Below are 11,048 nucleotides of genomic sequence, written 5' to 3' on the forward strand. Positions count from 1 at the left end.
GTTGATCGTTACGATCGGCCGGTTCTGTGCCCGGGTTGCCACCTTCTGCCCTCATTCTGATGTGTCGCTTGCGCGACGAACCGCCTTATGTCGTGGTCGTTGCCGGGCCGAGACCCGGATGCCACGGTTTGTGTGGCGATATTACATCAGTTTGCGGCGACGTGTCACCTGAATATCGAGGTCAGTGATCTTTTTCCGCAATGTATTCCGGTTAATCCCCAGAAGATCAGCACATTTTGCTTGATTGCCTCCGGTCGCATCCAGCGCAATTTCGATCAATGGCGCCTCGACCTCGCGCAAAATGCGCTGATAGAGACCCGGCGGCGGCAGAATATTGCCGTGCAGGTCGAAATAGCGACGCAGGTGCCGCTCGACCGATGTCGACAGTTTTTCGCGCTCACCGTCACCCAGAACCGGCTCGGCCTCGGGTTGGCTGCCCAGAACCGCCTCGACCTCGGTTTTCGAGATTTCGTCGGCGCGGCTGGTCAGGCTCAGACGCCGGATCGCGTTTTCAAGCTGGCGCACATTGCCGGGCCAGGAATACATGCGCACCAGCTCGACGGCCTCGGGGCTGAGCCAGCGTTTAGCGCCGCTTTCCCGCTCCTCACGCACCAGAAAATGCTCGGCCAGCAGCGAGATGTCATCAACCCGCTCGCGCAGCGCCGGCACATGGATTGTCGCGCCGCACAAACGATAATACAGGTCCTGCCGCACCCGACCGCTTTCCATCGCGTCTGTCAGGTCGGACTGGCTGGTGGCCATGAACCGAGGCACATGATCGCCCGGCGTGTCCATCATCCGCACGATCCGCGCCTGAATCTCATCATCGATATCGGCGATTTCATCGATCAGGAGCGTTCCGCCCCGCACCCGCGCCATCACCCGCGCCGGACCTTCCAGTTCGCGCAAATCCGCCGCTGTTGCGGTGACAAAGGGTAAGGTGCGGCGATCGGAAAAGTCGTGAATAGCACGCGCAATCAGTGATTTACCAGTCCCACTTTCACCAGAAATCATGACCGACAAATCGGTGTTCATCACGCGCGCAACCAGACGATACAGCGCCTGCATAATCGGCGTACGGCCAACCAGTGGCAGATCATCCGGCCTGTCCTGGCGCTCGTCAGCGGGTTCGATCTGAACGCGCTGCTTTTGGTCCAGCGCGCGCGCCGTGCGCTTCATCAGGTCCGGCAGATCGAACGGTTTGGGCAGGTAATCATAGGCATCCGCTTCGGCCGCCTGAATGGCCGTCATGATCGTGTTCTGAGCCGAGATCACAATCACCGGCAAACCGGGCCGGTCCTCCGAGATTTTGGGCAGCATCTCCAGCCCGTTTCCATCCGGCATCACCACATCCGAGATCACCACGTCGCCCTTTCCCTCGGCAACCCAGCGCATCAGGGTGGTCAGCGAAGATGTCGCGTGGACTTTGCACCCCGCTCGCGTCAGTGCCTGTGTCAAAACCGTGCGGATCGTGCGGTCGTCATCCGCGACCAGAACTGTGCCATCCATCAGGTGCTCTCCTTATTATCGGTTTGGCCGGGGGCGCGGCGCAGAGACAGGCGGAACACTGTGCGTCCGGGCACGGACTCCGCCGAAATCCAGCCGTTGTGGTCAGATACGATCTTGCTCACCAGCGCCAGGCCAAGCCCGGTGCCATTTTCCTTGCCGGACACAAAAGGGTCGAAAATATCGCTGCGGATTTTGTCCGGCAAACCCGGGCCGTCATCAATTATTTCGATCTGCAGCGGCAGCGAATGGCCCGACCCATCGCTGCGGCGCAGACGGAAGGAGTGTTCAAAATACGTCCGCAGACGGATTGTTCCACCTTTGGGATCAGCGGCTTCCGAGGCGTTCTTCAGCAAGTTCAACACGACCTGCAAAAACTGATCAGGATCACCGTAAGCCAGGGGCAACGACGGATCATAATCCTCGATGATGGTCATATGGGCGCCAAACCCAAGCAAGGCCGATCGACGCGCGCGATCCAGAACATCATGTATATTGACGGGCTTGAAGTCCGGCGCGGACAGGTTTCCGAACTGCTCCACCTGCTCCAACAGCTTCACGATCCGCCTGCTTTCAGCAACAATAAGATCGGTAAGTTCAAGATCTTGCGATGAGATATTCATGCTAAGCAGTTGCGCCGCGCCGGTAATCCCGGCCAGCGGGTTCTTGATCTCATGCGCCAGCATCTCGGCCATGCCGATGGCAGATTGCGCTGCCGATTTCACCGTGTTGCCCCGGGTCATCCGCCCCGACAACTCACGTGGCGAGATGATCATGATCATCATGCCCGGATGGTCGATCAAAGGCGCGATCTGCAAGGCGCATTGCAATGGCGCGCGGTTGCCTGATCCGACATCGACATCATTGACAAACAGTGGCGTCCCAAACTGTCTCGCGCGTTGAAAGGCTTCTTCCAATGGTGCGTCAACGGCGATCTGATCCCAGACGGGATGACCAATTACGGCCTTTCGCGATGCGTTCAGAAATCCTTCGCCCGCGGAATTGACATCGGTAATCTTGTCATCACCGTCAATAATGAAGGCCGGCACCGGCAACGACGCCCAAATGCTCTGATCCGAGGTCATGCCGCCACCTCGGTATTGCCGCTCAGAGCGTCGCACAACATCCGCATCACCTCGGCCGGATCGCGAGAGGTCAAGACGGCGCGCCGCAGCTGCGCAGGGGTTGCGGCTTCGTCCATGTACCAGCCCAGATGTTTGCGCGCGACCCGCAACCCAAGCTCTGGTCCGTAGAAATCCAGCATGGCCTGGTAATGGGCCTGCACCATCCCGATCAGATCATTGCCATTGGGAATCGCTGGGGCCCCGGTGCCATAGAGGTCATGGCACACTTGCGCCAACAACCACGGTTTGCCTTGCGCACCTCGTCCGATCATCACCCCATCTGTACCAGACTGAGCCAGCGCAGTACGGGCGGAACCGGTGTCCACGATATCCCCATTGGCAATAACCGGAACCGATACGGCATCTTTCACGCGCCGGATCGCGCGCCAATCCGCCTGACCTTTGTAAAACTGACAGCGGGTTCGTCCGTGGATCGTGACCATCTGAATACCCGCCTCCTGCGCCCGCCGCGCAACGTCCGGTGCATTCAAAAGGGCATCGTCCCAGCCCAGCCGCGTTTTCAGGGTTACCGGCACATCAACGGCTTTCACCACCGCTTCGATCAATGTCAGTGCATGATCCGGTGTCTTGAGCAGCGCCGAGCCGGAATACCCGCTCGTCACCTTCTTGGCCGGGCAGCCCATATTGATGTCGATGACCCGTGCGCCCCGATCCGCAACCTGACGGGCAGCCTCGGCCATCCAGTGCGCCTCGCGTCCGGCCAACTGCACGGCCGTGTTCTCTACATCCGCCGACAGTTCGGCCCGTTCACGCACACCGGGTTTGGCCTGAACCATTTCCTGACTGGCCACCATTTCACTGACCACCATTCCCGCGCCGAACCGCATCACCAGATCGCGAAAAGGCCGATCAGTGATTCCGGCCATCGGAGCCAGCAGTACCGGTGGCGACAAGTCCTTTTCAGCAAGACGGAGTGACAATGTGCTTAATCCTTGAGCATTCGAGGCAGTAATATCGAAATCGCAGCATATGAACAACAAAACGACAGCATTCAAGCCTGCTAAATCATCAGTTGCCTAATTTTTAATCACATCTGTTCGGGTGATTGCCTCTCCATTCACCGCCCCCTAAACAGGGGCCCAAGCAGGAGACGCAGCACCATGACCACCGCCGCCATCATCGTTGCCGCCGGGCGCGGAACCCGCGCCGGGGGTGGCACGCCCAAACAATGGCGACCATTGGGCGGCAAACGCGTTGCCGACTGGGCGCTTGCGGCGTTCAAAGGGCATGTGGATCAGATCGTATTGGTTCTGGCGCAAGACGACGATGACGCCTGGGTTGAATTTCGCAACTCGAATCTTACACTTGCACCCGGCGGCGCTGACCGGGCCGGATCGGTGATCAACGGGCTGGCTGCGCTTGCAGATAAGGGTGTGACCCGCGTTCTGATCCATGATGTCGCGCGCCCCTGCGTCAGCGACCGGATCATTATTGAGGTTCTGTCAGCGCTGGAAGAACACACCGCAGCTGCGCCCGGTCTGACCGTGACCGACGCGCTCTGGACCGGTGACAAGGCGCAAGTGACCGGCACGCAGGATCGCACCGGTTTGTTTGCGGCTCAGACACCGCAGGGGTTTCACTATGACGCCATTGTCGCTGCTCATGCCGCCCACCCCGGAGGGGCCGCCGATGACGTGGAAGTGGCCCGCGCAGCCGGGCTGGATGTGGCCATCGTGCCGGGCGATGCCGATAACCTTAAGATCACCCGGCCCGAGGATTTTGCCCGCGCCGAACGTATAATGGGAACGAATATGGATGTAAGACTGGGCAATGGCTATGACGTGCATCGATTTGGGGACGGTGATCACGTCACCCTATGCGGCGTAAAAGTACCGCATGACCGGTCGTTGCAGGGCCACTCGGACGCCGATGTGGGGATGCATGCGGTGACGGATGCCATCTATGGCGCCCTGGCTCGGGGGGATATCGGCCAGCACTTTCCGCCTTCGGACCCGCAATGGAAGGGCGCAGCCAGCGAGATCTTCCTGCGCCACGCGGTCGCGCTGGCCGGGCAAATGGGTTTCAGCATCTCGAACGTTGATTGCACGCTGGTCTGTGAATATCCCAAGATCGGCCCCTACGCGCCCGCGATGCGCGAAGAAATGGCCCGGATCATGGGGCTGCGCGCTGATCAGGTTTCAGTCAAGGCGACCACGTCGGAACGCCTGGGCTTTACCGGACGCAGTGAAGGCATCGCGTCACTTGCAACAGCTTGTCTGGTGAAATCATGAGCGCCGCGCGATTGATCGGAACCGTCTGCGGTGTCGGCTACCTGCGTCCTGCACCGGGGACGTGGGGATCTCTGATCGCCCTGCCCTTGGTTTGGGCTTTACACACACTTGGCGGGTTTCCCTTGCTGGTCCTTGCCACCATTGCCGCGTTCTTCGCCGGCCTCTGGGCCACGCGCGTCATGACCGCAGGTCAGGACAACCACGACCCCTCGGAAATCGTCATCGACGAGGTCGCCGGGCAGTTTATCGCACTGTGGGCCATCTCTTACCCCTCATGGGCGCATGGGATCGAGATCACGGCGCTCTGGCCTGGATGGGTCGCGGGGTTCATCCTGTTCCGCCTGTTCGACATCACCAAACCCGGACCCGTCGGTTGGGCGGACCGGCGCAATGATGCGATGGGCGTGATGCTGGACGACGTCATCGCCGGGGTCTTCGCCGCCGTCGGCGTTCTGATCCTGGCCGGGATCGCGCATGGGGTGATGGGGCTATGAAGGTTGCTGATCTGCTGAATCAAGCCAAGGCGCAAGGTATCATGATCGCCACTGCCGAAAGCTGCACAGGTGGCATGGTGGCCGCAGCGTTGACCGATATCCCCGGCAGTTCGGCCGTCGTGGACCGAGGCTTTGTGACCTATACAAACGAGGCCAAGCAGCAGATGCTGGGCGTCCGGGCCGAGACTCTGGACGCGAACGGCGCGGTATCCGAACCCGTCGCCCGCGAGATGGCCGAGGGCGCGCTGCGGCAGTCGCAGGCGCAATTGGCCGTCTCAATCACCGGCATCGCTGGCCCCGGCGGGTCCGAGTTCAAACCCGAGGGGCGCGTGTGTTTCGGGCTGGCTGGCGACGGCCTGACGACCAAGGCGGAAACCATCGAATTCGGTGCATTGGGTCGGGACAATGTGCGCAGTGCCGCCCGTGATCATGCGTTGGACCTGCTGGCAAAGGCGCTTTCTTCAATCGCTCAAAAATAGGGCGAACACCCCTAATTGACGCACATTTAATCGCCACTTCACCAAAAGCCCCAAAAACAGGCAACTATTTCGGGGTCTGCCTCTTTTTTCCACGCCCGCCCTCCGCTTCAACGCCCGCCACGCAAGTTGAAGAGGAGACCGGCCGATGAATGGAGCCGACACAGCCTGGATCATAGTGGCAACCGCCCTGGTCCTGTTCATGACACTTCCGGGCCTGGCCCTGTTCTATGGCGGCCTCGTGCGCGCCCGAAACGTGCTGAGCGTCTTCATGCACTGCTTTTCAATCGCATGTCTGATGAGCATCCTGTGGCTGGTCGCAGGTTATTCCATCGCGTTCGGTGACGGTGGATCGGGCCTGTGGGGCGGTCTGGGCAAAGCCTTTCTGAACGGCGTCGACGCAGACAGCCTGTCGGGCAATCTGCCCGAAGTCCTGTTCTTTGCGTTCCAGATGACCTTCGCCATCATCACCCCTGCCCTGATCGTCGGCGCCTATGTGGAACGTGTGGGTTTCGGCTTTGTCCTGACCTTCTCGGCCCTGTGGATGCTGCTGTGCTATGCACCTGTGGTGCATTGGATCTGGGGCGGAGGCATCCTGACCGATGGCGGCATTCTGGGCGAAATCGGCGTGCGCGATTTTGCGGGCGGCATCGTGGTGCATGAAACCGCAGGTCTGGCCGCGCTGGTGATCGCCGTTGCCCTTGGGCCCCGCCGCAACCGCACCACGCCTCCGCACAATCCGGGCTTTGTGATGATCGGCGCTGCGATGCTGTGGGTCGGCTGGTTCGGCTTCAACGGCGGCTCGCAACTGGCCGCCGACGGAGGCGCTGCGATGGCGATGACCGTGACACATATCTCGGCCGCCACCGCGTCGCTGACATGGGCGCTGTATGAGCGGATCAAATATGGCAAGGCCTCGATGGTGGGTCTGGTGACGGGTACGATTGCCGGTCTGGCCTCGATCACCCCGGCCTCGGGCTATGTCGGGCCGGTTCAGGCGCTGATCATCGGCGCGGTCGCCGGTGTGCTGTGTCAGGAGGCGGTGAATATCATCCGCAACAAGTTCAACATCGACGATACGCTGGACGTCTTTGCCGTACACGGCGTCGGTGGCATCTTCGGCACGATCATGATCGCCGTTTTCGGTTTGGGGGCATGGACGGCTCAGCTGGGCGGTTTGGTCATCGTCGGTATCTTTACTGTGGTTGTTACCTTTGTACTGATAAAACTTGTGTCCCTGATCACTCCGCTGCGGGTCGATGCCGAGACCGAGACCAATGGGCTCGACCTGTCGGTGCACGGCGAACGCGCTTATGACATGACCAGCTGAGCGGGTTTTAGCACTGATGCAAAAAGCGGGCCTTGGCGGGCCCGCTTTTCTGTTTCGGCCTATCGACTCTGGGGGCGCAAGCAGGCTATCAGCCCACAACGTGTTTCAGCCCAGAGGTTTGCGCCATGATCCCCAGTTCCTTTCCCGACAGCACCGAAATCGCCCGCCTGACCGCGCGAATGCTGCTGGAGATCAAAGCCGTGCATTTCAATTCACGCGAACCGTTCACGCTGGCCTCGGGCCTGCCCAGCCCGACCTATATCGACTGCCGCAAGCTGATCTCATACCCGCGCATCCGCTCGACCCTGATGGACTTTCTGACTGTCACAGTGATGCGTAACGCAGGGTTCGAGGCGTTCGACAATATCGCAGGTGGTGAGACAGCTGGCATTCCTTTTGCCGCCATGGTCGCCGAACGCATGGCGCTGCCGATGACCTATGTGCGCAAGAAACCCAAAGGTTATGGCCGCAATGCCCGTATCGAAGGCGCGATGAGCGAAGGCGAACGGGTGCTGCTGGTCGAGGATCTGACCACCGATGGCGGCTCGAAATTGTCCTTCGTAGATGCGATCCGCGAAACCGGCGCGACCTGCGGGCATACGGCGGTGATCTTCTACTATGGCATTTTCCCCGAAACCGAGAAGACGCTGGGTGACCACGGCATAAAGCTCCATTCCCTGTGCACATGGTGGGATGTTCTGGCCGAGGCCAAAGCGCAAAAGGCCTTTGATGAAGAAACCCTTAGCGGTGTCGAAGCCTTCCTGAACGACCCTCGGGGCTGGCAGGAATCGCATAAATCTTGAATTCGGGCCTGTGGGAGGCTTGGGGATAGTTGATTTTCGAATCGCCTCGAAACTCGCCTATTTAGTCACAACTCACAAAACCAACACCAAATGTTGCGGTGGCACCGTTCTCGTGCAAAACTAGGCGGAAGTTATCCCCATTCAGATGGGCAGTTATCCCGAAGCCGGGGGCGGTTATCCCAACTTACCCCCATTCATTTGCAGATAGCTTGAACCGGGCTGGACGCGTAGAACCTCAGCACGGGCAGCGGGGACGAAATGAACGAGATAAGCAGTATCGAGCAGGCGGCGGCACAGATTCAGAATGCCGAAACCATGCCGCATTCGATTGAGGCCGAGCAGCAGCTTCTGGGCGCGATTCTGACCAATAATGATCTCTATGATCGTGTCGCCTCGATCATCGGGGCCGAGCACTTTTTTGACCCGGTCCACTCACGGATCTACGAGGTGGCGGCCGCACGCATCGCCAAGAATGCGCTGGCCTCACCCGTAACCCTGAAATCCTTCATGGCCGATGATGATGGCCTGAAGGAACTGGGTGGTCCTGCCTATCTGGTCAAACTGGCCGGGGCTTCGATCAGCGCCTTTGCGGTGCATGATTATGCCCAGATGATCTATGACCTGGCCATCCGGCGCGAGCTGATCCGGCTGGGCCGCGACATCTCGGACAAGGCGGCGCGGGTCGATGTCTCCAGCGAGCCGAAAGAACAAATCGTCGAGGCCGAGCAGCAGCTTTATCAGTTGTCCGAGCAGGGCCAGACCGAACAGGGGTTTCAATCCTTCCTCAAGGCGGTCACAGAAGCCGTCAACGTCACCAACGAGGCCTACCAGCGCGGTGGCGGCATGGCGGGGATTTCCACCGGTCTGGCCGACCTGGACAAGCAATTGGGGGGCCTGCATCCGTCTGATCTGATCATTCTGGCGGGCCGTCCCTCGATGGGAAAAACCTCGCTTGCAACCAACGTGGCGTTCAACGTGGCCAAGGCTTATAAGCGCGGCCAAAAGTCGGACGGAACCGAAGGCGCAGTAGACGGCGGCGTCGTTGGATTCTTTTCACTGGAAATGAGCGCCGAACAATTGGCAGGCCGGGTTCTGGCCGAAGCCTCTGAAATTTCCTCTCACAAAATCCGTCAGGGTGACATGACCGAGGCCGAGTTCCGCCGTTTTGTGGACGCTGCCAAGGAATTGGAAGCCTGCCCGTTATTCATAGATGACACCCCCGCCCTCCCGATCTCTCAGCTCGCCGCGCGTGCGCGGCGGCTGAAGAGAACGCACGGGCTGGACTTGCTGGTCATCGACTATCTGCAGCTGTGTCGGGGGATGTCCGACAATCGCGTTAACGAGATCGCCGAGATCTCGATGGGCATGAAAGCGATTGCCAAGGAACTCAACATCCCGGTTATCGCCCTGTCCCAGCTGTCGCGTCAGGTGGAGAATCGCGACGACAAACGCCCGCAGCTATCCGACCTGCGGGAATCGGGCTCGATCGAACAGGATGCCGACGTCGTAATGTTCGTGTTCCGCGAGGAATACTATAAAGAGCGCGAAAAGCCCGGCGATCACGAGCTGGAGAAGATGGAAGAGTGGAAACAGGCCATGGAGCGCCTGCATGGCAAGGCCGAGGTCATCGTCGGCAAGCAGCGCCACGGCCCCATCGGCACGGTCGAGCTGTCGTTCGAGGCGCAGTTCACCCGCTTTGGCAATCTGGTCAAGCCATGGCAGCAAGAAGGTCATATCGAAGGGTATTGATTGGTCGGCAACTGCCTATAATTGTTTGAAATTGGTTCATTGGGGGTTCATCTCGTCTGTGTTAGGATTTGATGAACCCGTACAGGCCAAGGCCCTGATCCATTGACCGCAATCATCTCTGAAATCAGATATCGAAATGGTCCGGGTTTCCAGCCCAATCAAGACTACATTGAAATCCGCGTTCCTACAGGTGACGATGTTTCAGGCCTGTCGGTGGATGTGTATAACACCAACGGATCCCTGCGCAGTTCGACGGATTTGAGCAACGCCACGATGACCACGGTTGGCAATTTCGACTATTACGTGGTCACGGCCCCCATCAACAGATTCGGCGCTGTCTCGCTGACTGAAAACGGCAATGTGCTGAGCTTTGTGTCCTTCGACCGGGAAGTCACCGCCAACGAAGGCGCTGCAGACGGGCTGACATCGACCCAGGTCGGAACGAACGGAAACGATTCAACCTCGTCCCTCAGTTCAAGGGACGGTGTGAACTTTTTCGTCGATCCAAACCCCAACCCCGGTGCGCCCTGCTTTACCACCGGCACCCGCATCATGACCGATAAAGGCGAGGTTCCCATCGAAGACCTGCAACCCGGCGACCGCGTACTGACCCACAACGGACGCTATGAGGAACTTAGGCTGGTATTGTCTCGGACGCTGCGGACATCGGAATTGATGAAGATGCCGAAACTGCGGCCCGTGCGTATTCTGGCCGGAGCACTGGGGCAGGACCTGCCCCGCCGGGATCTTTTGGTGTCGCGGCAGCACAGGATGCTGACAAGTTCGCCCATCGCGCGCCGCATGTTCGGCGAAGACACCGTCCTGATATCAGCCATCCACCTGACCGCCCTACCCGGTGTTTGTCTGGATGACCAGTTGCCCAGCATCACGTATTACCATCTGATCTTTGAAACTCATGTCGTTTTGTTCGCGGAAGGCGCACCCAGTGAAAGCCTGTTTCTGGGCCCGCATGCCCTGGGCACCTTGCCGCGTGAAGCGCTGCAAGAGGTTCTGACGCTTTTCCCTGATCTGTCCGAGAACAGCACGATGCCATCGTCCTGCCACATCCCCAGCAACAAGCGTCAGAAGAAACTGATCGCCCGTCATGTCAGCAACAATAAACCTTTGTTATGTCGGGCTTCTGCGCGAAACTCAGAGCTTCTCGATCAAAACAGGTAAACGATGCGCGTTCTGTACCTGATTTATGTTTCAGCTCGACACAATTAGGATCAGCTTTTTCAGCAGGTAACGCGCACCGAAAGCCCTGATTTTATATCATACCAGCCAAAATCTGCCGGAACATCGGCATATGAT

10 protein-coding genes are annotated in these 11,048 nt (G+C 59.2%); 7 read left to right on the plus strand and 3 right to left on the minus strand.

What is annotated here, in order from left to right; translation table 11 throughout:
• Positions 1–141 precede the first annotated feature (141 nt).
• The 3 genes from ACRZ9X_RS00500 to dusB are packed head-to-tail and all read right to left on the minus strand — an operon-like array spanning position 142 to position 3,571.
• Positions 142–1,509 (minus strand): response regulator, encoded by a 1,368-nt coding sequence (locus ACRZ9X_RS00500; protein WP_480515134.1) that lies wholly within the window; start codon positions 1,507–1,509, stop codon positions 142–144.
• Positions 1,509–2,591, minus strand: a complete 1,083-nt coding sequence (locus ACRZ9X_RS00505; protein ID WP_480515136.1) for a two-component system sensor histidine kinase NtrB — start codon at positions 2,589–2,591, stop codon at positions 1,509–1,511. The genes ACRZ9X_RS00500 and ACRZ9X_RS00505 overlap by 1 nt, the downstream gene beginning before the upstream one ends.
• Positions 2,588–3,571 (minus strand): tRNA dihydrouridine synthase DusB, encoded by a 984-nt coding sequence (gene dusB, locus ACRZ9X_RS00510; protein WP_480515138.1) that lies wholly within the window; start codon positions 3,569–3,571, stop codon positions 2,588–2,590. The genes ACRZ9X_RS00505 and dusB overlap by 4 nt, the downstream gene beginning before the upstream one ends.
• A gap of 180 nt (positions 3,572–3,751) precedes the next feature.
• On the opposite strand from dusB, the gene ACRZ9X_RS00515 reads away from it, so the two are divergent.
• The 7 genes from ACRZ9X_RS00515 to ACRZ9X_RS00545 all read left to right on the plus strand — a co-directional run bounded on the left by ACRZ9X_RS00515 (position 3,752) and on the right by ACRZ9X_RS00545 (position 10,913).
• A complete protein-coding gene (locus ACRZ9X_RS00515; protein WP_480515139.1) occupies positions 3,752–4,882 on the plus strand; it encodes a bifunctional 2-C-methyl-D-erythritol 4-phosphate cytidylyltransferase/2-C-methyl-D-erythritol 2,4-cyclodiphosphate synthase in 1,131 nt (376 codons plus the stop codon).
• On the plus strand, positions 4,879–5,376 hold the full coding sequence (locus ACRZ9X_RS00520; protein WP_480515141.1) for a phosphatidylglycerophosphatase A family protein: 498 nt from the start codon (positions 4,879–4,881) through the stop codon (positions 5,374–5,376). Before ACRZ9X_RS00515 ends, ACRZ9X_RS00520 begins: the two co-directional genes overlap by 4 nt.
• On the plus strand, positions 5,373–5,855 hold the full coding sequence (locus ACRZ9X_RS00525; protein WP_480515143.1) for a CinA family protein: 483 nt from the start codon (positions 5,373–5,375) through the stop codon (positions 5,853–5,855). Before ACRZ9X_RS00520 ends, ACRZ9X_RS00525 begins: the two co-directional genes overlap by 4 nt.
• 145 nt (positions 5,856–6,000) lie before the next feature.
• Positions 6,001–7,182 (plus strand): ammonium transporter, encoded by a 1,182-nt coding sequence (locus tag ACRZ9X_RS00530; RefSeq protein ID WP_480515145.1) that lies wholly within the window; start codon positions 6,001–6,003, stop codon positions 7,180–7,182.
• Positions 7,183–7,307: 125 nt separating this feature from the next.
• Positions 7,308–7,985 (plus strand): orotate phosphoribosyltransferase, encoded by a 678-nt coding sequence (locus ACRZ9X_RS00535; protein ID WP_480515147.1) that lies wholly within the window; start codon positions 7,308–7,310, stop codon positions 7,983–7,985.
• A 258-nt stretch (positions 7,986–8,243) separates the two neighbouring features.
• Positions 8,244–9,734: a replicative DNA helicase gene (locus tag ACRZ9X_RS00540; protein WP_480515149.1), complete on the plus strand. Its 1,491-nt coding sequence runs from the start codon at positions 8,244–8,246 to the stop codon at positions 9,732–9,734.
• Positions 9,735–9,836: 102 nt separating this feature from the next.
• Positions 9,837–10,913, plus strand: a complete 1,077-nt coding sequence (locus tag ACRZ9X_RS00545) for a Hint domain-containing protein (RefSeq protein ID WP_480515151.1) — start codon at positions 9,837–9,839, stop codon at positions 10,911–10,913.
• Positions 10,914–11,048 lie beyond the last annotated feature (135 nt).

The organism is Ruegeria sp. AL1, assembly GCF_056540905.1.